Below are 21,679 nucleotides of genomic sequence, written 5' to 3' on the forward strand. Positions count from 1 at the left end.
ACGGAAGGGGGGTGGGGGCCCATTACCCTTTTCGATGGCCCCCTGCCCGACCACTCCGGAACGCGAGATACATGACCGGCACAGACGATGTCCTGCTTGTCCACGGCGGCACCCCGCTGGAGGGCGAGATCCGCGTCCGAGGCGCCAAGAACCTGGTGCCGAAGGCAATGGTCGCCGCGCTGCTCGGCAGCGGGCCCAGCCGGCTCCGCAACGTGCCCGACATCCGCGATGTGCGGGTGGTCCGGGGACTGCTGCAGCTGCACGGCGTGACCGTCCGCCCCGGTGACGAGCCGGGCGAACTCATCCTCGACCCGTCGCACGTCGAGAGCGCGAACGTCGCCGACATCGACGCCCACGCGGGCTCGTCGCGCATCCCGATCCTCTTCTGCGGCCCGCTGCTGCACCGTCTGGGCCACGCCTTCATCCCGGGGCTCGGCGGCTGCGACATCGGCGGCCGGCCGATCGACTTCCACTTCGAGGTGCTGCGCCAGTTCGGCGCGACCATCGAGAAGCGGGCGGACGGCCAGTACCTGGAGGCCCCGCAGCGGCTGCGCGGCACCAAGATCCGGCTGCCGTACCCGTCGGTGGGCTCCACCGAGCAGGTGCTGCTCACCGCCGTCCTCGCCGAGGGCGTCACCGAGCTGTCCAACGCGGCCGTCGAGCCGGAGATCGAGGACCTCATCTGCGTACTGCAGAAGATGGGCGCGATCATCTCCATGGACACCGACCGGACGATCCGGATCACGGGTGTCGACAGGCTCGACGGCTACACCCACCGGGCCATCCCGGACCGCCTGGAGGCCGCCTCCTGGGCGTCCGCCGCCCTGGCGACCGAGGGCAACATCTACGTGCGCGGCGCCCAGCAGCGCTCGATGATGACGTTCCTCAACACCTTCCGCAGGGTCGGCGGCGCGTTCGAGATCGACGACGAGGGCATCCGCTTCTGGCACCCGGGCGGCGCGCTGAACGCCATCGCGCTGGAGACGGACGTCCACCCCGGTTTCCAGACCGACTGGCAGCAGCCGCTCGTGGTCGCCCTGACGCAGGCCGCCGGCCTGTCGATCGTCCACGAGACGGTGTACGAGTCCCGGCTCGGCTTCACCTCGGCGCTCAACCAGATGGGTGCGCACATCCAGCTCTACCGCGAGTGCCTCGGGGGCTCCGACTGCCGCTTCGGGCAGCGGAACTTCCTGCACTCGGCGGTCGTCTCGGGGCCCACCAAGCTCCAGGGCGCGGACCTGGTGATCCCGGACCTGCGCGGCGGGTTCTCGTACCTGATCGCCGCGTTGGCGGCCCAGGGCACGTCCCGGGTGCACGGCATCGACCTGATCAACCGCGGCTACGAGAACTTCATGGACAAGCTCGAGAAGCTCGGCGCCAAGGTCGAACTGCCGGGCGGCTCACTCGTCTGACGCCGCGCCGGACGCGCGCTCCGGCGCACGCACAGTGCTGCCGCACACAGCATTGCGCGACCCCGCACCACAGCCCGCCGCCCCGGTCCCCCGCGAGGGACCGGGGCGGCGGGCCTTTTCATCGGCGTGCCCACCGGGCCGGGAAGAGCCTGACCGTACGGTCCCGGGGGCCCGCCGGTGCCCTCCGTCGGTGCGCGCCCGCCCAGGGGAGCCGCGGTCGCGACCCCACAAGGCCCGCAGAGCGCCCTGACGGCCCCGTACGGGCCATGACGCCCCCTCGGGGCCCCCTCGGGTGCCCCGGCGCCTCACAGCGCCTGCGCGGGCGGTGTGCGCCATGGCCCCGGGTACGCCGAAGGGCGGCCGTCCCGGTCGGGACGGCCGCCCTTCTTGATGCCTCGGGGCCTTACTTGCCCTTGGCGGCTTCCTTGAGCTTCGAGCCCGCGGAGACCTTCACGCTGTAGCCGGCCGGGATGTTGATCGGGTCGCCGGTCTGCGGGTTACGAGCGGTGCGAGCGGCACGGTGGGTGCGCTCGAAGGTCAGGAAGCCGGGGATGGTGACCTTCTCGTCGCCCTTGGCGACGATCTCGCCAACGGTCTCGGCGAGGGCGGCCAGAACGGCGTCGGCGTCCTTGCGGGTCACCTCGGCACGGTCGGCCAGGGCGGCCACCAGCTCACTGCGGTTCATGTTGTTACTCCCGTGTTCTTCTTGCCTGTGAGGCGTGAGATCGAAGCCGATGCTGCCAGGGCCCTCTGACAGTCCCCGGACCCGGGTCTGATGTCAGACCCTCGCGCCCGAATACGCATCCTGCCCCCACCTGCGGCGCTAACGCCAATCCGGATCCCCTGGACGTCACACGAAAATCACCACTATTTTGCCCGTGGTGACGTTCCGTCGACTCCTTGAAGCGGTCCGCAGCGGATACCGGGCCTGTGGGGCTCGCTGCCCGCCCACCCTAAAGGGGCGTTTGGGACGCCGCGACCCGCGACGCGCCGTACGGGGCGCCCGGACGTGAGGTAGGGCACCGTCCGCGGGAGCCGTGGCCGACCCCCGCGGGCGGCGCGTGTTACGCGGGGCCCGCCGTGGCCTCGGAGACCCCGGCCGCCTTCGCGGCCTCGCGGACCGCCCCTGCGACGGCTCCGGCCACCTTGTCGTTGAAGACCGACGGGATGATGTAGTTCGCGTTCACCTCGTCCTCGGCGACGACGTCGGCGAGGGCGCGGGCCGCGGCGAGCATCATGTCCGAGTTGACCGCGCGGGACTGGGCGTCCAGCAGGCCGCGGAAGACACCCGGGAAGACCAGGACGTTGTTGATCTGGTTCGGGAAGTCGGAGCGCCCGGTGGCGACAACTGCCGCCGTCTCGCGGGCGATCGTCGGGTCGACCTCGGGGTCGGGGTTCGCGAGCGCGAACACGATCGCACCGTCGGCCATGGCGGCGACGTCGTCGCCGTTCAGGACGTTGGGGGCGGAGACACCGATGAAGACGTCGGCACCGACGACGGCCTCCTTGAGGGTGCCGGTGACACCCTCGGGGTTGGTGTTGTCGGCGATCCAGCGCAGCGGCGAGTCCGGGTCGGCGGAGACCAGGTCCTCGCGGCCCGCGTGCACCACGCCGTGGATGTCGGCGACGACGGCGTGCTTGACGCCGGCGTCGATGAGCAGCTTCAGGATGGCCGTGCCGGCCGCGCCGGCGCCGGACATGACGACCCGTACGTCACCGATCGCCTTGCCGACCACGCGCAGCGCGTTGGTGAGGGCGGCCAGGACGACGATCGCGGTGCCGTGCTGGTCGTCGTGGAAGACGGGGATGTCCAGGGCCTCGCGCAGCCGCGCCTCGATCTCGAAGCAGCGGGGGGCGGAGATGTCCTCCAGGTTGATGCCCGCGAAACCGGGGGCGATCGCACGGACGATCGCGACGATTTCATCGGTGTCCTGGGTGTCCAGGCAGATCGGCCACGCGTCGATGCCCGCGAAGCGCTTGAACAGGGCCGCCTTGCCCTCCATCACGGGGAGCGCCGCCATCGGGCCGATGTTGCCGAGGCCGAGCACCGCGGACCCGTCCGTCACGACTGCGACGGAGTTGCGCTTGATGGTGAGGCGGCGGGCGTCCTCGGGGTTCTCGGCGATCGCCATGCAGACCCGGGCCACACCGGGGGTGTAGATCATCGAGAGGTCGTCACGGTTGCGGATGGGGTGCTTGGACGCCATCTCGATCTTGCCGCCGAGGTGCATCAGGAACGTACGGTCGGAGACCTTGCCGAGGACGACGCCCTCGATGTCGCGCAGGCCTTCGACGATCTCGTCCGCGTGCGAGGTGGAGGACGCCGCGATCGTGACGTCGATCCGCAGCTTCTCGTGGCCGGAAGCGGTCACGTCGAGGCCGGTGACCGAACCTCCGGAGGACTCCACGGCCGTGGTCAGCTGGGAGACCGCTGTGCCGCTCGCGGGCACCTCCAGCCTGACCGTCATCGAGTACGAGACGCTGGGCGCCGTTGCCATGGCCGAGTCCTTCGCTTTCCTTAGCTTCATTGCTGCGCACCCAGCGGGGGGATGCCCCGTACGTGCGTTCCGATCGTCGCACCTACCGACCGGTAGCCGGTAATGAGCGGCATCTTTCGGAAACTTTTTTCCACCATACGAGAAGCTACAGGTCGACGGAACCCCTACCGGGCCGGCCGGCTCCCCCTGTGAACGCAGACAGACCCGCGCCACCAGGAGGTGACGCGGGTCTGTCCTCTTCGATTAAGTGGCACCGGCCCGCCATGCTCGCCTCGCGGCAAGTGGTCGCTCGAAGCGACGAAGGTTGGGCCCGGGGGCTTGGATCGAGCCGATGCCAACACCAGGCTAACAAACACCCCGGAGAAGTGATTCCTGTGCGACGGGTTGACTCGAAAAAAGGGGCTGCCCGGCTGCGGCAGCCCCTTCTTCTCAGTCCCTCAGCAGGTCGGGAACGCCGTCCCCGTCCGGCATGTCACGCTCCCCCGACACCACGGTCAGCTGTTGCGTCGCACGGGTGAGGGCCACGTACAGCACCCGCAGCCCCGCCGGTGACTCGTCCGCGATCTCCGCGGGCGAGACGACCACCGTGGCGTCGTACTCCAGCCCCTTCGCCTCCAGGCTCCCCAGCGCCACCACGCGCTCCCCGAGCTCCGCCAGCCAGGCGCGGGCCTCGGCACGGCGGTTCATCGCGACGACCACGCCCACGGTGCCGTCCACCTCGGTGAGCAGCCTGCGGGCCTCCTCGCGCACGGCGGCGGCCAGATCCCCGTCCCGTACGGTCTCGAAGCGCGGCTCCACCCCCGTCGAACGGACCGCTACCGGGGACTCCATCCCCGGCATGGCGAGCGCCAGCACCTTCGCCGCGAGCTCGGCGATCTCCGCCGGGTTGCGGTAGTTCACCGTGAGGGTGAACCGGCGCCTCGGCCGGCTGCCGAGCGCCTCGTCACGGGCGGCGGCCGCCTCGTCCGGGTCCGACCAGGAGGACTGCGCCGCGTCGCCGACGATCGTCCAGGTGGCGTGCCGCCCGCGACGGCCGACCATGCGCCACTGCATGGGCGTCAGGTCCTGTGCCTCGTCGACGATCACATGGGCGTACTCGGTGCGCTCCGCCGCCAGCCGTTCGGCCCGCTCCCACTGGGTCTCCTCGCGGTGCGGCATCAGCTCGTCCAGACCCGTGAGCTGGTCCAGCGGGTCGAGTTCACGCTTCTTCTTCGGGCGGTTCGGGGTGCCCAGAAGCGTCTGCAGCTCGTCCAGCAGGGCCACGTCGTGGACGGAGAGCGGGCCCTTGCCGTCCTCGTCCAGCCGCTTCAGCGCACGGGCCAGCCGGCGCACCTCGCCCTGGTTGAGAATCCGGCGCGCCCACCGGCTCAGCCGCCGCTCGTCGCCCATCGCGGCCAGGACCTTGCGCGGGGTGAGTTCCGGCCACCAGGCGTTCAGGAAGGCGAGGAAGGGAGTCTCCGTGGAGACGTCCTCGTCGAACGAGGAGCGGAGCTCCGCCGCCAGTTCGGGGTCCGTGTAGCGGCCCCGGCCCGACGACTTGCTCCACAGGGCGTCCAGGAGCAGTTTGCGGGCGCGCGGGCGCAGCAGGTTGACGGGCGCGGTGCCGCCGAGCACGTTGTGCCGGATGCGCCGGAGCTCGTCCGCGTTCAGCTCGACGCGGCCGCCGAACGCGACCACCCGCAACCGGGTCGGGGTGCCCCGGTCGTCCGGGGCCTGCGCCTCACCGAACGCCAGCTGCCCGTCCTGGGCGGCCGGCCGGGGCGCGGACTGCTCCAGCGCCCCGCGGGCCGCCTTGCGCAGCACGTGCAGCATCCGGGAGGAGCCCTTGATCCGGGCCACGGCCGGCTCGTCGTAGGTGGTCGCCCCCTCGGCCCCCGCCGCCTCGTCGGACAGCGAGCCGACCGCCCTGATCGCGACCTGGCCCTCCTCACCGAGCGAGGGCAGCACCCCTTCGGTGTACGCGACCAGCAGCGGGGTCGGCGAGACGACGAGGATGCCGCCCGCGTAACGGCGCCGGTCCTGGTACAGGAGGTACGCGGCCCGGTGCAGGGCCACCGCCGTCTTGCCGGTGCCCGGCCCGCCCGACACCTCCGTGACGGAGGCCGCAGGGGCCCGGATCACCAGGTCCTGCTCGGCCTGGATGGACGAGACGATGTCCCGCATGGTGTGGCTGCGGGCCTGACCCAGCGCCGCCATCAGGGCGCCGTCGCCGATGACGGGCAGCTTGTCGCCGCCGAGGTACGCCGTCAGCTCCGGGCGCATCAGGTCGTCCTCGACCCCCAGGACCCGGCGGCCCTTGGAACGGATGACGCGCCGGCGCACGACCCTGCCCGGGTCCTTCGGCGTCGACCGGTAGAACGGCGCGGCGGCCGGGGCACGCCAGTCGATCACCAGGGGCGCGTAGTCCGAATCGAGTACTCCTATGCGGCCGATGTGGAGCGTCTCCGCGATGTCGGCGGTGCTGTCCTCCCGTACGACGTCGTCGGCCGGCTCGACGGAGGTGAACGCGCCGTCCGGGCCGCGTTCACCGTCCTTGCCGAGCAGCAGGTCGATCCTGCCGAAGAGGAAGTCCTCGAACTCGCTGTTCAGCCGGTTGAGGTGGACACCGGCGCGGAAGACCTGGGCATCGCGCTCGGCGAGCGCCCCCGGTGTACCGACCTGGCCCCGTTTACTGGCGTCGTGCATGAGAAATTCCGCCTCGTGGATCTTCTCCTCGAGGCGGTGGTACACCCGGTCCAGATGTTCTTGCTCGACACCGATTTCCCGGTCCCGCAGCGAATCGACAGCGGCATCCTGCGCGGCCACCGAGGCCCCCTTCTGACGTGCATCAAGCAGCCGTCAACCGTACGCGAAAGGGGGCCCCTCGCGCACCTGCCGCCCCGATTGCCTTCCGGGGCCTTCGTTCGGATCGTGCCGGGCCGATCCGAACGGAGGATCCAGGTCAGGCATCGATCTCCACCAGCCGCTCGCCGTCGAAGGTCCGGACCTCGAAGTGGTCGATGTCATCACGGGCCATCGCCGTACCGCCGTGCACGTACAGCGGGTTCTTCGCACTCTCGCGTGAGGAGCCCTCGATCCCGTAACCCCAGGTCGGCACGGACCAGGAGGTGACGACCTCCTCCTCACCGGTCCGGGAGACGGCGATCAGGCTGCACTTCTGCGGGCCCTTGACGTTCGTCAGCTCCAGGACCGTGTGCGTGCCCCATGCCTTCGGCTCCAGGCCGACCGTCGCGCCGACCCGGGTGGTGGGGTCCGTCGCCCGCACCTTCTCGGTCATGTGGTGGAAGAAGGCGTCCTCGGCGGGACTCGTCGGGTGCGGGTCGGCGGCCTGGACCCGGGCGGCCGGCTTCCCGTCCGCCGTGGCGACGACCGCGATCACCGGGCCGCCGATCACGAGGACCGCCGCCGCCGCGAGGAGCAGCCTGCCGCGCCTCCGCCGCTGCGCCCGCTTCCGGGCGACCTCGTCGACCAGACCGGAGAGCAGCCGGGGCGCGGGGCGCTCCGGGACGTGCGGGACGGGGCGGCCGCCCGGGTCGGCCGCGGGGGCCTCCGCGAGCATCGCCAGCATGGGTTCCATCCCGGCGAACTCGTCGAGGTGGGCGCTGCACAGCGCACAGCCCGCCAGGTGCGCCTCGAAGGCGCTCGCCTCGGCGTCGTCGAGGATGCCCAGGACGTACGCACCGGCCGCGTCGTGCTCCGGCCCTTCCCGGGGGAAGTCGAAGGGACCGGGGGTGGGGCCCGGGGGTCCCGAGGGGCCGCGGGCACCGGTCGGCCGGGGCCCGAAGGGCAGCCACTCGTGGTCGCTCATGCCGTGATCCCCCTCTCTTCGAGTGCGAGCTTCATGGAACGGAGTGCGTAGAACACCCGGGACCGCACGGTCCCGCTGGGTACGCCGAGCACCTCGGCGGCCTCGTTGACCGTACGGCCCTTGAAGTAGGTCTCGACCAATGCTTCCCGGTGAGCCGGGGTCAAATCGTCGAGCGCGTCCGAGAGCGTCATCAGCCACAACGCCTTGTCAATCTCGTCCTCCGCGGGAATGACCTCCAGCGGCGACGGATCGACCTCGCGCGGCCGGGCCTGCCGGCTGCGGTGGCCGTCGATGACGATGCGCCGGGCGACCGTCACCAGCCAGGGGCGGACGGAGCCGGTCGCCCGATTGAGCGAACCGGCGTTCTTCCAGGCACGGATGAGCGTTTCCTGCACCACGTCCTCGGCCCGCTGGCGGTCACCCGCGACGAGTCGGAGCACGTAGGCCAGCAAAGGACCGGCATGTTCGCGGTAGAGCGCCCGCATCAGCTCCTCGTCGGGGACGTCGGAGGCGGAGCGGGGCGGTTCACTGCGATGTCGAGCCCTGTGCGGACGGTCATCGGCCACGGCCGCATCCTTGCGCACCCGAACCTCCCGGTCGAGACCCTGTCGAGCTCTGTGACCATCGATACGGGCCCCGCCGGAGGATCATTCAACGGACGCGGAACTTTTTCGCGCGGCCGGACGGCGGCGCACCGCGGTCACGCGCGCGGCCGGACGGCGCCCGGCGGTCAGGTGACGGCCTTCACCCGGCGGCGGTGCCGGGCCACCCGCTCCCGGTTGCCGCAGACCTCGCTGGAACACCAGCGCCGCCGGCGCCCCCGCGACGTGTCCAGGTAGAGCCGTCGGCAGGCGTCGCCCTCGCAACGACGCAGCCCGGCCCGGGCCACCGGGTCCGTCAGCAGCTCCACCGCGTCCCTGGCCACCGCGGCCAGCAGCGCCCCGCACGCGGGTTCCTCACTCAGCACCCGTACGAGCACGCCGCCCTTCCCCCGTACCGCCCGCAGGCCCGGAGTCGCTCCGGCCGCACGGGTGTTGACGCCTTCCAGGGCTCCGTCGGCGCGGCCTCCGGACAGCTCCGCCGTCATCAGCCGGTCGATGCCCGTACGCAACTGCCGGAAGCGCGCCACCCAGGTGTCGTCCACGGACGTCAGCGGCGTCCCCTCCGGGACCAGCCGCGACGCCACCAGCCACTCGGCGAGCCGTGCGGGGCCGTCCAGTTGCTCGCAGGCACCGGAGACCCCCGCGGCCGTCGCCACCAGGTCCAGGCAGATCCGACCGGAGTCGAACCGCCGGCCGTACGAGCCCGTGCCCGCCGCCATGAGCCTGCCACCGCCTCGGGGTCACCGGTAGGAAGTCACCGCCACCAGAGTGCCCGTCCCCGGGCCGCCCCGGAACCCCTCCTGCCGCCCGGGACACCGCCGTGGCCTGCCCGCAGGAACGACGGAGCAGCCCCCCGCGGAGCCGCGCCTGCGGCACGGGCCCGGACGCGCCCCTCGCGCCGCGGGCCGCTCAGCTGTGCGGCGGGCCGTCGTGCAGGATCCGCTGGAACATCCGGTGGTCCTGCCACGCACCGTCGATGTGGAGGTAGCGCGGCGCCGTGCCGATCTGCTCGAACCCGGCCTTCGTCAGGACCCGTTGCGAGGCCGTGTTGTCCACGACCGTCGCGGCCTCCACCCGGTGCAGTCCGAGCCCGTCCCGCGCCGCCTCGCAGACCCGGCCGACGGCGGCGGTCGCCAGACCCCGGCCCGCCCGCTCGACGTCGATCCAGTAGCCGAGCCGGGCGTTGCGGAACGGCCCGCGCTCGATCGAGGCGAGCGTCATCGCCCCCACCACCCGGTCCTCGTCGTCGGCCAGCACCCAGGGCATGGCACGCCCGGCGTCCCGGTCCGCCAGCAGCCCGGCCAGGCGCTGGGCCTGGCCCTGCGGAGTGTAGAAGGCCTCGGGCCGCACGGGTTCCCAGCGGCGCATGTACGCACGGCTCCGGGTCAGGGCCTCGGCGAAGGACCCGGCGTCGCCGAGCGTCGCGGGCCTCAGCCGGACACCGGCGGCCAACGGACGGATGTCATTGATCATCCCCGCACGGTACCGACCGCTCAGGAATCGACGTACTTGGTGTCCGCCGACGGGTCCAGCGCCAGCCGGTAGCCGCGCTTGACGACGGTCTGGATCAGCCTCGGCGCGCCCAGCGCCGTGCGCAGCCGGGCCATCGCCGTCTCCACCGCGTGCTCGTCCGTCCCGCTGCCGGGCAGGGCCCGCAGCAGATCGGCGCGCGACACCACCCAGCCCGGCCTGCGGGCCAGGGTGTGCAGCAGGGCCATTCCGGCGGGCGGCACGGGGCGCAGGGCACCGTCGACCAGGACGGCGTGACCGCGGATCTCGACCAGGTGTCCGGCGACCGGGAGCGTACGGGCACGGGCCGGCAGCTGGGCGCAGAGCAGCTGGACGAGCGGGCCGAGCCGGAAGCGCTCCGGCTGGACGGTGTCGATGCCCCGGGCCTGCAGGGGCAGGGCGGTGACGGGCCCCACGCAGGCCGTGACGACGTCGTGGCGCAGGGCGGACAGCACCTCGGGGAGGAGTCCGCGGGCCTCGGCACGGTTCAGGTACGAGGCGGCGGCGGGGGCACTGGTGAAGGTGACCGCGTCCAGGCCGCGGGCGACCGTGACGTCCAGCATCCGGTCGAGCGGAGCGATGTCCTCGGGCGGCATCCAGCGGTAGACCGGTACGCCGACGACCTCGGCGCCCGCCTCACGGAGCGACTCGACGAAGCCGGGCAGTGGTTCGCCGTGCAGCTGGAGAGCGATCCGGCGGCCGTCGACCCCCTCGCCGAGCAGCCGGTCCAGGACCTCGGCCATCGATTCGGACCCGGGAGACCAGGCCTCCGTGAGTCCGGCGGCCCGGATGGAGCCCTTGACCTTCGGGCCGCGGGCGAGGAGCTCGACCCCGCGCAACAGGTCCAGGAGCCGGTCCCCGATGCCCCAGCCGTCGGCGGCCTCCACCCAGCCCCTGAAGCCGATGGCGGTGGTGGCGATCACGACGTCGGGTGCGTCGTCGATCAGTTCCTTGGTGGCGGCGAGCAGTTCGCTGTCGTCCGCGAGCGGAACGATCCGCAGCGCGGGTGCGTGCAGCACTGCGGCGCCCCGGCGCCGGAGGAGCGTCCCGAGCTCCTCCGCGCGACGGGCTGCGGTCACCCCGACCGTGAAGCCCGCGAGGGGCCCGTGCTGTTCGTCGTCGTGCATGGCGTGATACCCGGCTCTCGTCCCGCTGCTGCTCGATGGTGCGGAGGACCGAGACTGCCAACCCTGCGTGACAGACTCGGTTCACTCATATTTCCCGCCCGTTACGTCACATGACGCCCGGTGGTCATCCTCACACCTCGGCATAGCTGAGCTGGGGCTTCGCCGACACGGCCGCGGTCCGGCGAAGGTATACCGACCAGGTGACGGTGAAGCAGACGGCGTAGAAGGCCAGGAAGGTCCAGAAGGCGGCCGTCCCGGTGCCCGAGGTCGCGAAGGACTGGCGGAAGGCGAGGTTGATCGCGAGGCCGCCGAGTGCTCCGACCGCCCCGATGAGGCCCATGGCCGCGCCGGACAGCCGGCGCCCGTAGGCCGCCGCCTCCTCGCCGCGCAGACCCTTGCTGATCGCCTTGGCGTGGAAGATGCCGGGGATCATCTTGAACGTCGAGCCGTTGCCGAGTCCCGTCAGCACGAACAGCGCGATGAATCCGACGAGGAAGACACCGAGCGACTCGATCCCCGAGGCGTATACGACGACACCGGTCGCGGCGGCCATCGCCGCGAAGTTCCACAGCGTGATCCGGGCGCCGCCGTACCGGTCGGCGAGCCAGCCGCCCGCGGGCCGGATCAGGGAGCCGAGCAGCGGACCGATGAAGGTGAGCGAGGCGGCCTGCAGCGGGGTGCGGCCGAACTGCGTCTGCAGGACGAGGCCGAAGGCGAAGCTGTAGCCGATGAACGAGCCGAAGGTGCCGATGTAGAGCACCGACATGATCCAGGTGTGCGGATCGCGTACGGCCTGGAGCGCGGCCCCGGTGTCGTTCTGGACGGGCCGGAGGTTGTCCATGCGGAAGGCCGCGCAGAGCGCGGCGACGATGATCAGGGGTATGTAGACCCCGAGCACGATCCGCGGGTACGCGGCACCGGCCGTACCGATCACCAACAGGCCGACGAGCTGCACGACCGGCACCCCGATGTTGCCGCCGCCCGCGTTCAGCCCGAGCGCCCAGCCCTTCTTGCGCAGCGGGAAGAACGCGTTGATGTTCGTCATCGACGAGGCGAAGTTGCCGCCGCCGATACCGGTGAGCCCGGCGACGACGAGGAACGTGGTGTACGAGGTCCCGGGCTCCATCACCACGAGGGCGGCGACGGTCGGCACCAGCAGCGTCAGTGCGCTGATCACGGTCCAGTTGCGCCCGCCGAACAGCGCGACCGCGAAGGTGTACGGCACCCGGACGACGGCACCGACCAGGGTGGCCGTGGAGATCAGGAAGAACTTCCCGGCCGGGTCGATCCCGTACTCCGGTCCCATGAACAGCACCATCACGGACCACAGGGACCAGATGGAGAATCCGATGTGCTCCGAGAGCACGGAGAACCACAGGTTCCGCCGGGCCACGCGCTCGCCCGACTCGCGCCAGAAGGTCTCGTCCTCCGGCTCCCACTGCTCGATCCAACGACCGGCCATCACGCGCCTCCACAGGGGTCGGGGTGTTGTGCCGCCGACGCTAGGGAACGCGCGTTTCGGTGCGGTGCCGCGAGGTGACCGGTGCGCAACCTTGCTCTCACTCGGCCGCCGGGGGCGCGGTGAGCCGGAGCTCCGCCGCGCCCCCGCCGGGCTCAGGCCCGCTTGCCGCGCCGGTCCGCCCCGTTGGGCCACAGGCGCGGCCGGCGCTTGGCCGCGGTGTCCTCGACCCAGCCGAACGCCAGGATCGCCAGTCCTATCAGCGGCCAGATCGCGATCAGGACGAGCGCGTCGTACGACTTCTCGATGTACGAGCCGAACGCGTCGCCGAACCACGGGATCGTCCACAGCTCGTCGACGAGCTGGGCGGCCGCCATCAGCAGCAGGTTGTGCCAGAGGTAGATCGTCACGGCCCGGTTGTTGGCCAGGGTGATCAGACCGTCCCACCCGGCGAGCTTCCCGGGGAGCTTCTGCCAGGACGGGGCGTAGATCAGCAGGATCGCGCAGAAGCCGAGGGACCAGGTGGCCTGGGCGAGCGGGATCTCGTCCAGGTTCCAGCCCTCCTCGGTGAGGTGGCCGGACGCCCACCACAGGCCGAAGCCCATGACGATCGCGGCGGACGACACCGCCAGATAGCGCGGGATCTCCTTGAGCAGCCCGTCGTTGTGGGCGAAGCCCAGGATCCAGCAGGAACCGAACACCGCGAAGTCGACGAGCCCGTCGCCGAGCATTCCGTCCACGGTCACCAGGCCCGTTCCGATCACGGCCGTGAGGCCGATCGGCGCCAGGAGCGTCACCCACGGCAGCCTGCGGAAGGCCCTGAGCAGCAGGGGCGAGGCGAGCACGAACCAGAGGTAGGCCCGGATGTACCAGAGCGGTCCCACCGCCTGGTCCGCCCAGGTCAGCTCCAGCCATCCGCCGGTCGAGCCGCTCTCCTCGGGGTACGGCGGGGAGCCGATGGGGAAGAGGTAGCAGCCGATCTTGACGAACCACCACAGCCCCTCCTCCCGGACGGGCTTCCAGCTCAGCGCGAACATCACCGGCACGACGAGGAGCGAGAACGCCCACATCGGAGGGAGCAGCCTGCGCAGCCGGCCACGGATCACGCCGCCCGCGGGGCGCGCCAGCGATCGGGCCATCAGCGAACCGGCCAGGGCGAACATCACGCCCATGGACGGGAAGAGGACGGTCAGCCAGGCCCAGCCGAAGAGGTGGAAGAAGACGACGCGGACGAGCGCGACGGCCCGGAGGAGGTCGAGATAGCGGTCCCGCCCCGGCCGGGCGGGGGGCACGGGGGCTTCCGGCGCCGCAGGAGGGGCGGTGGTGCCGGCGGCGATGTCCGGGGCGGTCCGGGTCTGCCCGGGGAGGGTTCCGGCGTACGCCGGGTACGGGCCGCCCCGTCCCGCAGCGGCGTCCTCCCGCACCGGGGACGGGCCGTCCTGCGCCGGAGGCGCGCCGGTCCGGCCCGCGTACGTGCCGTCCTGTTCCGGGTATGCGCTCCCCCGTCCGGGGAGGGCGCCGCTCTCCGGCATCCAGGTGCCGTCGTGCGGAGGCCGGGTGCCGCTCTGCGGAGGCCGGGTGCCGTCGTGGCCGTCATGCCGGGGCTGATTCGGGTAGGTCATGCGACCGGCCTCCGGTCCTTCTCCGCGTCCTTGCGCCGGTTCGGTGTCCCGCCCGGCGCCTCGACCACGCCCGTACGGCGCAGCTTCTGCCAGCGCAGCCGGCCACCGGTGAGAGCGGTGATCCAGGACTGGAGCAGCACGACGTACATCAGCTGCCGGTAGAGGATCTGCTGGAGCGGCAGGGAGATCAGGTGGGTCATGCGCTCCCGGTCGAGCCGGAACGCGTACGCGGCGCAGACGGCCTGCACCATCAGGACGCCGAACCAGGCGGCGACGGTCTTGCCCGTCGGGCCGAAGACCAGTCCGTACAGCAGGAAGACGTCGATGAGGGGGGCCAGCAGCGGGGCGACCACCATGAACAGGGAGACGAACGGCAGTCCGACACGTCCGAAGCGGCCCGAGGGCCCGCGCTCGATCACGGCGCGGCGGTGCTTCCAGATGGCCTGCATGGTGCCGTACGACCACCGGTAGCGCTGCGACCACAGCTGCTGCACGGACTCCGGGGCCTCGGTCCACGCCCGGGCGTCCTCCGCGTAGACGACGCGCCATCCGTCGCGGTGCAGCCCCATGGTGACGTCGGTGTCCTCGGCGAGGGTGTCCTCGCTCATGCCGCCGATCCGGTCCAGCGCCTCCCGGCGGAAGGCGCCGACCGCTCCGGGGATGGTGGGCATGCAGCCCAGGAGGTCGTACATCCGGCGGTCGAGGTTGAAGCCCATCACGTACTCGATGTGCTGCCAGGCGCCGATCAGCGAGTCGCGGTTGCCGACCTTGGCGTTGCCCGCGACCGCCCCGACCCGGGGGTCGGCGAAGGGCTGGACGAGCTCGCGCACGGTGGAGGGTTCGAACACCGTGTCGCCGTCCATCATCACGACGATGTCGTAGCGGGCGTTCGCGATGCCGTTGTTCAGCGCTGCGGGCTTGCCCGCGTTCTGCTGGCGGACGACACGGACGTTCGGGATCCACATCGCGTCGACGAGGTCGGCCGTACCGTCCGTCGAGCCGTCGTCGATGACGATGACCTCGATCGGGTAGTCGCTGGCCACCAGGGACCGGACGGTGGCCTCAATGCACTCGCGCTCGTTGTACGCGGGGACCAGGACCGTCACCGGGCGGGTGAACGGCTCGCCCCAGCTGAAGTCCTTGCGGCGGACCTTCCTGGCGTGCAGGAAGGAGAGCAGCAGCATCAGCCCGAAGCGGACGAGCACCAGGGCGCCGATCACCGCGAGACCGACCACCAGCACACCGGTGATCCGCTCGGAGATGTCCACGGCGAAGACGAACGCCTTCCCCTTCCAGAGCGCGAACCCGGTGACCGGGGTGTGCGCGCTGGGGGCGCCGAGGGCCGCCGTGAGGTGGGTGAACTCGTAGCCCTCCTCCTGCATCTGCGGGAGGAACCTGCCCAGGGCGGCCACGGTCTGGGACCGGTCGCCGCCGGAGTCGTGCATCAGGATGATGGCGCCCTTGCCGCCCTTGGGCGTGGCCCGCTCCAGGATGGCGCGGACACCGGGGCGCTTCCAGTCCTCACTGTCGGTGTTGTTCACGACGGTGAGGTAGCCACGGCTGCCGATGTACTGCGTGACCGGCCAGGACTTGTTGTCCATGGCGTCGGAGAACGAGGAGTAGGGCGGGCGGAAGAGGGACGTGCGGATGCCCGCCGCGCCCGCCAGCACGAGCTGGTTCTGGGAGAGCTCCCAGTCGATGCGGCTGGTGGACTGGAAGGACAGGTCGGGGTGGTTGAACGTGTGGAGCCCGATCTCGTGCCCCTCGTCGACCATGCGCTTCACGAGGCCCGGGTAGCGCGAGGCCATGGTCCCGGTGACGAAGAAGACGCCGTGCGCGTCGTGCTTCTTGAGCTCGTCCAGGACCCGCGGGGTCCAGACCGGGTCCGGGCCGTCGTCGAAGGTCAGGACGATCTTGTGGTCGGGTATCCGGAGCGTCTTGGCCGGCTCTCCGGCCTTGCGGGCGTCTATGACCGGACCGCCGTCGAGCACGTCGGCGGGCACCTGTGTGGTGGGTGCCGGGGCCTGAATGCGGTGGTCGGCGAGGATTTCGCTGTGCACGTATCCGCGCAGCATCAGCATGGCGAGCAGGGCGACGAGGAGGAGTGAAGGAAGCAGGTAGCGCATCGGAAGCCTGCGCCTGACGGTCCGCTTCTTCCTACGGTTGTGCCTGCCCCGCTGGACGGGGATTGTCATCTTACGGAGCGCCTTCTTCTTCCACCGGCGGAACCGGAGGTTCCTCGGACGGGGACGGACTCACCACGACCGGGCCGCCGGTGTCCACCGACGGCGAGGGGCTGCCGGCCGGCGGTTCGGGCACCGACGCGCCGGGATCGGGCTGTGTGGCGCCGGCACCCCTGGAGGGCGTCGCGGAGGCCGAGGCGGACACGGACGCACCGGACGGGGCCGGGGCCGCTGCCGAGACGCCGGCGGACGGGGGTGCGGCACTGCCTGCGGCCGGGACGGAGGCAGAGGCGGCGGGTGTGGCCCCGGGGCTCTCGGGCACCTCGTCGGCGTCCGTCGGCCCGGGCCGTACCTCGATGTCGCCGGCCTGCTTCTCCTCCTGCCCGGAGAGGGGCAGCCAGGGTGCGCTGGAGTTCCCGCCGAGCACGGCGACCACCAGCGTCGCCGCGTAGACGGCGCAGATGGCGGCGAGGACCCAGCCCAGACGCCGGTACGTCTTGCTGCGGCGACCGCTCTCGTCGACGAAGACCGGGCCGTCGGAGGGGTCCGGAGGGCCGGGTTCCACGGGTAGCTCGGTCAGCTGCCGACCGAGGCCGTCCAGCTCGACGGTGACGTCGTTCGGCTCATGCGTGTGCCCTGTACGGGTACCTTCACGCCAATTGTCCACAGGTGTTCGCACATCCCCCACTCAATGAAACAGGTGCGCGAAAATGACTGGATCCTTGCCATCGAACAGGGCCCCCACCCCGTTCGAACGCGCCATGTCCCCGTGCACCCGGAATGTCGAATGTAGCGCACGACCGCGCCCGACAGGCCCCCATGGCACGTCCGTCTCATGAACGGTGACACATGCGTGACGCATCGGTTTCGGGCAGCCATGATCCAGATGGCCGTTGCATCCATCCTTGCGCCGCAGCTAGTTCGCGCACCGCGGCGCGCAGCGCGGCCAGACCGGGATGGTCCGGCCCGGTCCGCCACACCATCATGAGCGGGGACAACGGCACCGGTCGCACCAAGGGGCGGACCACCGTCCCGGGAAGCGGAACGAAGTCCACGACGGCCAGTACCGGGTTCCCGGACTTCGCCATCACCCGTTGGAATTCGGCCACGCCCACGGCCAGCGGAGCGGGTGGAGCCAGCACGATGCCCCACTCGGCGAACAGCTGTGCGGCAAGATCGGTCCACTCCCGCGTGCGCGCATTGCCTGCCCCCGCGTAGACGGTTTCCCCGGACAGGTCGGCCATGGCGACGACCTCGCGCCCGGCCAGCGGATGATCGTGCGGCAGCAGGACGGCCATCGGTTCGTACCGCACGGGCTGTACCGAGAGCCGGGCCAGCACGGCGGGGTCGAGTCCGGCGGCCCGCCCGAAGGAGACGTCGAGGCGGCCCGCGAGCACCTCGCCGGCCGCCCAGGTCAGTCCGCTCTCGAAACGTGCCATCAGCTCGCACTCCGGTGCGAGCTCCCGCGCCCTCGCCAGGACCCGGGCCGCGGTCATCCCGTCGGTGTTGAGGTCGACTAGCAGTGGGCGGGCGGCGGGGTCGGCGAAGGCGGCGGCCAGCTCGGTGTGCGCGTCGAGCACCTGCCGGGCGTACGGGAGGAGCCGCTCCCCGTCCGGTGTGAGCGACACCTGCCGGGTCGTACGCACGAAGAGTTCCCTGCCGAGCTCGCGCTCCAGCCGGCGGATGTCCCGGCTCAGCGCCTGCTGCGCGACGTAGAGCCCGGCCGCGGCCCGGGTGAAGTGCAGTTCCTCGGCCACGGCGGCGAAAGCGCGCAGGAGCCGGGGATCGATGTCGGAGGAGGAGGGCACGCGCCGAATTTACAACAGGGGTGCGTGAATCGGTACGCAGAAGGTGTTGGACGGTCCGGGCCCCTCCCCCCGAAGCTTGGCCCGTGTCCCATGAAACCGCTCTCGCCCCCACCACCGCCCCCGGTGGAACATCTGCGGGCAACCCGTACCGCAGGCTGCTCGCCACTCCCGGCGCCCGCGCCTTCACCGCGGGCAATCTCCTCGCCCGGCTGCCGATGGGGATGTTCAGCGTCAGCGCCGTCATCATGATCGCCGGCGCCCACGGCTCGTACGCCCTCGCCGGCGCCGTCACCGCCACCGGGCTCGCCGCGACCGCCGTGGTCGCCCCCTGGACGGCACGGCTCGTCGACCGGTACGGCCAGGCCCGGATCGCCGTGCCCGCCACCGCGCTCGCCGTGCTCGGCTCGCTCGCCCTGCTGCTCTGCGTGCACTACGAGGCGCCGGTCTGGACGCTCTTCGCCGCGTACGCGGCCACAGCCACCACCCCGAACACCGGCGGTATGTCCCGGGCCCGGTGGGCCCATCTGCACCGGGGCGACCCGGCGGCCCTGCACACCGCGAACTCCTTCGAGCAGGCCGTCGACGAACTGTGCTTCATGCTCGGCCCGGTCCTGGCCGCCACCCTGTGCGGGGCACTGTTCCCGGAGGCCGGCACCCTCACCGGCGCGATCCTCCTGATGACCGGCGTCCTGATCTTCGCCGCGCAACGGGCGACCGAGCCGCCGGTGGCGCCCCGCACCCGCGCAGCCTCACCCCTGCGGACCCCCGGCATGCCCGCCCTGCTCGCCGCCTTCCTCGCGACGGGCGCGGTGTTCGGCGCCATGGAGGTCGCCTCGATCGCCCACGCCGGCGGTGCGATCCTCGCCCTCCAGGCGGGTGGGTCCTGCGTGGCCGGACTGCTGTACGGGTCGCTGCGCCCCGCCGCGGACGTCCGGCGCCGGCTGCTGCTCTGCCTCGTGGGGATGACCGCCCTGATGTCCCTCCCGCTGATCGCCGCGGCCACGACCGGTTCCCTGCTCGTCCTGGCGGGCTGCCTGCTGCTCGCCGGTGCGGCCACGGCGCCCACCATGGTCACGGGCATGACGCTGGTGCAGCGCCTCACCCCGCAGGCGCAGCTCAACGAGGGCATGACGCTCGCGGTCACCGCACTGCTGGGCGGGATAGCCGTGGGCTCGGCGGCCGGCGGCTGGCTGGTGGAGCACTCCGGGACGGTGACCGGATACGTGGCGCCGATGTGCGCGGCGGCCGTGGCCATGGTCGTGGCAGCGGCAGGCACGCGCAGGGCCTGAATCCCGGATCGCACGGCCCGGACCCGGGCGGGCGGGCGGGCGGGCGGGCGGGCGGGCGGGCACAAAAAACGAGGACCCCGCTGCCAGGGGCAACGGGGTCCTCGTTCACATGGGAATTGTGGAGATGGCGGGAATCGAACCCGCGTCCAACGGTGCGGAACCAGGGCTTCTCCGAGTGCAGTTCGCTACGCTTTTCTCGGCCCCGGAGGTCACGCGAACAAGCCTCCGACAGGCCCAGTCACTGTTAGATTTCCTTCAGGGCCCCGTGACCGGGCTCAGAAGTTTAGATCCCTTGTTGATGCCAGGATCCGGGTCGGGATCACCCCCGGGCTGACACTCCGCAGAGTCTTCGCTTAGCTGCTGATTAGGCAGCGAGGGCGAAGGCGGAGGAATCGCGCTTGGAATTGGCGATTATTGGTTGCGACATATGGTTAACGAGATCATTGCCGCTTCCTCGACTCGCTTCCCCTGCTTCGACATCCGCTGTCGAAACCGATCATCCCCATGTTGTTTTTTCAATCCGCGCACCTTCGCTGAGGTGCACGGCCCATCGTACGTGACCAACGCACGCCGGTGCCACCGTATTCCGGCTGCTCCGGGGGCGGGGCCCGCGGCTACGCGCTCCGCTGGCGCCGACGGGCCGCCGAGATCGCACGGTTCGTCTCCCGCGTGTCCTGCTTCTCACGCAGCGTCTGCCGCTTGTCGAACTCCTTCTTGCCCTTGGCGAGCGCGATCTCGACCTTCACCCGGCCGTCCTTGAAGTACAGGGCGAGGGGCACGATGGTGTGGCCCGTCTCCTGGGACTTCGACTCCAGCTTGTCGATCTCGGCCCGGTGCAGGAGCAGCTTGCGCTTGCGCTTGGCCGCGTGGTTGGTCCACGTGCCCTGCACGTACTCCGGTACGTGGATGTTGTGCAGCCACGCCTCGTGGTCGTCGATCTGGACGAAGCCGTCGACCAGCGACGCCCGGCCCATCCGCAGCGACTTGACCTCCGTACCCATGAGCACGAGGCCGCACTCGTAGGTGTCGAGGACGTGGTAGTCGTGCCGCGCCTTCTTGTTCTGCGCAATCATCTTGCGCCCGGTGTCTTTTTCCTTGGCCATAGTGCGGTCATTTTCGCACTACGACCCACCCCCGAGGCCACTCAATACCGTCTCGGCCCTCTGCTGGGCCTCCGGACCCGCCCCGACGTCGGGTGTGATGCCGCTTCCCTCGACGCTCCGGCCCGCCGGAGTGCGGTACTGCCCGACGGTCAGCTCGGCCACGGAACCGCCCGGGAGCTTGCTGGGCATCTGCACGGAGCCCTTGCCGAAGGTGCGCGATCCGACGGTGACGGCCCTCCCCCGGTCCTGCAGCGCTCCGGTCAGCAGTTCGGCGGCGCTCATGGTGCCGCCGTCCACCAGGACGACCAAGGGCCGGCCGGTGTCGCCGCCGGCATCGGCGTACAGGGCCCGCTGGTCGCCGTGCACGTCGTAGGTGGCGACCAGGCCGCCGTCCAGGAAGGCGGAGGAGGCGGTGACGGCCTCGGTGACCAGGCCGCCCGCGTTGGCCCGGAGGTCCAGGAGGATCCCGGCGTCCCCGGGAGCGGCGTCCACGGCCTCGCGGACCGCGGTGCCCGCGCCCTTGGTGAAGGCGGCGACCTTGATCAGTACGGCGGAGGAGGGGGCGTCGCCCAGCCGCCGGACGGTGACCGCCTCGGTGCTGAGCCGGGCCCGCCGCAGGGTCGCGGTCCAGGTGTGGCCGCCGCGCCGGAGCCCGAGGACGACCGGGGTGCCCTCGGCCGCCCCCGTACGGTCGCCGCGCAGCAGCGCGACCACTTCGGCGACGGGACGCCCGCCGACGGCTCGGCCGTCGACCGTGCGCAGCAGGTCGCCCTCCCGCACACCCGCCAGGTCCGCGGGACCGCCTGCCTGGACGCCGGTCACGGCGATCACTCCGCGGGAGGAGCGGCGCGCGGAGATGCCCACACCGGTGTACGAGCCGTCGAGAGCCTGCTCGAACTCCTTGTACTCCCGCTCGTCGTACACCGCGCCCCAGCGGTCCCCGCTGCGGCTGACGACCTCTTCGGCGGCGGCGGTGCCGGACTTCCCGTCGGCCTCGGCGTCGGCCGCGGCGTCCGCGATCTCCTCGCCGTCCACGGACCCGACGGTGGAGGAGACGGCACGGGTCTTTATCTCCGCGTCCTTGTCGTCCTGGCGCGGCAGCGAGCCGGTGGCCGCGGCGGTGGCCAGCACACTCGCGAAGACCAATGTCAGGGCCGCCCCGCGGTGGACACCGCGGGGCACCCAACGGTGCGTGAGGCCCGGCATGGCGACGAGTCTAGGACAACGCCCCGACGGCGCACGGCTGGTCGGCCGCACGC

17 protein-coding genes and 1 other RNA gene are annotated in these 21,679 nt (G+C 71.5%); 2 read left to right on the top strand and 16 right to left on the bottom strand.

Annotated elements, in window-relative coordinates:
• Positions 1-71 precede the first annotated feature (71 nt).
• On the top strand, positions 72-1,412 hold the full coding sequence (gene murA / locus OG927_RS12600; protein ID WP_014155976.1) for a UDP-N-acetylglucosamine 1-carboxyvinyltransferase: 1,341 nt from the start codon (positions 72-74) through the stop codon (positions 1,410-1,412).
• Positions 1,413-1,815: 403 nt separating this feature from the next.
• Here murA and OG927_RS12605 read toward each other — a convergent pair whose 3' ends face one another.
• From OG927_RS12605 to OG927_RS12665, 13 genes are all read right to left on the bottom strand, one after another.
• Entirely contained in the window at positions 1,816-2,097 is a 282-nt protein-coding gene (locus OG927_RS12605) for an HU family DNA-binding protein (protein ID WP_003968811.1), read from the bottom strand.
• 379 nt (positions 2,098-2,476) lie between these two features.
• The gene (locus OG927_RS12610) at positions 2,477-3,910 is read right to left on the bottom strand and encodes an NAD-dependent malic enzyme (protein WP_330320169.1); all 1,434 of its coding nucleotides are present in this window, start codon (positions 3,908-3,910) and stop codon (positions 2,477-2,479) included.
• Between the two features lie 429 nt (positions 3,911-4,339).
• Positions 4,340-6,715 carry a HelD family protein gene (locus tag OG927_RS12615; protein WP_319102394.1) on the bottom strand — a complete coding sequence of 792 codons (2,376 nt, stop codon included), beginning with the start codon at positions 6,713-6,715 and terminating at the stop codon, positions 4,340-4,342.
• Positions 6,716-6,851: 136 nt separating this feature from the next.
• Complete coding sequence (locus OG927_RS12620) at positions 6,852-7,718, bottom strand: anti-sigma factor family protein (protein ID WP_209470405.1); 867 nt, start codon at positions 7,716-7,718, stop codon at positions 6,852-6,854.
• On the bottom strand, positions 7,715-8,302 hold the full coding sequence (locus tag OG927_RS12625) for a sigma-70 family RNA polymerase sigma factor (protein ID WP_056798600.1): 588 nt from the start codon (positions 8,300-8,302) through the stop codon (positions 7,715-7,717). Before OG927_RS12625 ends, OG927_RS12620 begins: the two co-directional genes overlap by 4 nt.
• Before the next feature lie 146 nt (positions 8,303-8,448).
• The gene (locus OG927_RS12630) at positions 8,449-9,039 is read right to left on the bottom strand and encodes a CGNR zinc finger domain-containing protein (RefSeq protein ID WP_124282168.1); all 591 of its coding nucleotides are present in this window, start codon (positions 9,037-9,039) and stop codon (positions 8,449-8,451) included.
• Between the two features lie 190 nt (positions 9,040-9,229).
• Positions 9,230-9,793 (bottom strand): GNAT family N-acetyltransferase, encoded by a 564-nt coding sequence (locus tag OG927_RS12635; protein ID WP_209470403.1) that lies wholly within the window; start codon positions 9,791-9,793, stop codon positions 9,230-9,232.
• Between the two features lie 20 nt (positions 9,794-9,813).
• Complete coding sequence (locus tag OG927_RS12640) at positions 9,814-10,956, bottom strand: uroporphyrinogen-III synthase (protein ID WP_330320170.1); 1,143 nt, start codon at positions 10,954-10,956, stop codon at positions 9,814-9,816.
• 130 nt (positions 10,957-11,086) lie between these two features.
• Complete coding sequence (locus OG927_RS12645; protein WP_056798615.1) at positions 11,087-12,418, bottom strand: nitrate/nitrite transporter; 1,332 nt, start codon at positions 12,416-12,418, stop codon at positions 11,087-11,089.
• 152 nt (positions 12,419-12,570) lie between these two features.
• Positions 12,571-14,037 (bottom strand): acyltransferase family protein, encoded by a 1,467-nt coding sequence (locus tag OG927_RS12650; RefSeq protein ID WP_330320171.1) that lies wholly within the window; start codon positions 14,035-14,037, stop codon positions 12,571-12,573.
• Entirely contained in the window at positions 14,034-16,163 is a 2,130-nt protein-coding gene (locus tag OG927_RS12655) for a glycosyltransferase (RefSeq protein ID WP_206431847.1), read from the bottom strand. Before OG927_RS12655 ends, OG927_RS12650 begins: the two co-directional genes overlap by 4 nt.
• Before the next feature lie 70 nt (positions 16,164-16,233).
• Positions 16,234-16,887 (bottom strand): hypothetical protein, encoded by a 654-nt coding sequence (locus OG927_RS12660; RefSeq protein ID WP_056798629.1) that lies wholly within the window; start codon positions 16,885-16,887, stop codon positions 16,234-16,236.
• Between the two features lie 166 nt (positions 16,888-17,053).
• Positions 17,054-18,028, bottom strand: coding sequence for a LysR family transcriptional regulator (locus OG927_RS12665; RefSeq protein ID WP_124282163.1), 975 nt, complete (start codon positions 18,026-18,028; stop codon positions 17,054-17,056).
• A gap of 83 nt (positions 18,029-18,111) precedes the next feature.
• Here OG927_RS12665 and OG927_RS12670 point away from each other — a divergent pair, with 83 nt between their 5' ends.
• On the top strand, positions 18,112-19,317 hold the full coding sequence (locus OG927_RS12670) for an MFS transporter (protein WP_330320172.1): 1,206 nt from the start codon (positions 18,112-18,114) through the stop codon (positions 19,315-19,317).
• 116 nt (positions 19,318-19,433) lie between these two features.
• Here the strand turns inward: OG927_RS12670 and ssrA are convergent.
• The 3 genes from ssrA to OG927_RS12685 form a co-directional block, all read right to left on the bottom strand.
• Positions 19,434-19,821, bottom strand: a transfer-messenger RNA (tmRNA) gene (gene ssrA / locus OG927_RS12675).
• Between the two features lie 110 nt (positions 19,822-19,931).
• A complete protein-coding gene (gene smpB / locus OG927_RS12680; RefSeq protein WP_056798638.1) occupies positions 19,932-20,420 on the bottom strand; it encodes an SsrA-binding protein SmpB in 489 nt (162 codons plus the stop codon).
• A gap of 18 nt (positions 20,421-20,438) precedes the next feature.
• Positions 20,439-21,626 (bottom strand): S41 family peptidase, encoded by a 1,188-nt coding sequence (locus OG927_RS12685; protein ID WP_330320173.1) that lies wholly within the window; start codon positions 21,624-21,626, stop codon positions 20,439-20,441.
• Between the last annotated feature and the right edge of the window lie 53 nt (positions 21,627-21,679).

Origin of the sequence: Streptomyces clavifer, from assembly GCF_036345975.1 — a bacterium.
Lineage (GTDB): Bacteria > Actinomycetota > Actinomycetes > Streptomycetales > Streptomycetaceae > Streptomyces > Streptomyces clavifer.

Excerpts from the sequence above, each read along its gene's own strand:
- OG927_RS12640 (WP_330320170.1), bottom strand. The coding sequence starts at position 10,956 with ATGCACGACGACGAACAGCACGGGCCCCTCGCGGGCTTCACGGTCGGG.
- OG927_RS12630 (WP_124282168.1), bottom strand. The coding sequence starts at position 9,039 with ATGGCGGCGGGCACGGGCTCGTACGGCCGGCGGTTCGACTCCGGTCGG.
- murA (WP_014155976.1), top strand. The coding sequence starts at position 72 with ATGACCGGCACAGACGATGTCCTGCTTGTCCACGGCGGCACCCCGCTG.
- OG927_RS12655 (WP_206431847.1), bottom strand. The coding sequence starts at position 16,163 with ATGCGCTACCTGCTTCCTTCACTCCTCCTCGTCGCCCTGCTCGCCATG.
- OG927_RS12685 (WP_330320173.1), bottom strand. The coding sequence starts at position 21,626 with ATGCCGGGCCTCACGCACCGTTGGGTGCCCCGCGGTGTCCACCGCGGG.
- OG927_RS12645 (WP_056798615.1), bottom strand. The coding sequence starts at position 12,418 with ATGGCCGGTCGTTGGATCGAGCAGTGGGAGCCGGAGGACGAGACCTTC.
- OG927_RS12605 (WP_003968811.1), bottom strand. The coding sequence starts at position 2,097 with ATGAACCGCAGTGAGCTGGTGGCCGCCCTGGCCGACCGTGCCGAGGTG.
- OG927_RS12650 (WP_330320171.1), bottom strand. The coding sequence starts at position 14,037 with ATGACCTACCCGAATCAGCCCCGGCATGACGGCCACGACGGCACCCGG.
- smpB (WP_056798638.1), bottom strand. The coding sequence starts at position 20,420 with ATGGCCAAGGAAAAAGACACCGGGCGCAAGATGATTGCGCAGAACAAG.
- OG927_RS12635 (WP_209470403.1), bottom strand. The coding sequence starts at position 9,793 with ATGATCAATGACATCCGTCCGTTGGCCGCCGGTGTCCGGCTGAGGCCC.
- OG927_RS12610 (WP_330320169.1), bottom strand. The coding sequence starts at position 3,910 with ATGGCAACGGCGCCCAGCGTCTCGTACTCGATGACGGTCAGGCTGGAG.
- OG927_RS12620 (WP_209470405.1), bottom strand. The coding sequence starts at position 7,718 with ATGAGCGACCACGAGTGGCTGCCCTTCGGGCCCCGGCCGACCGGTGCC.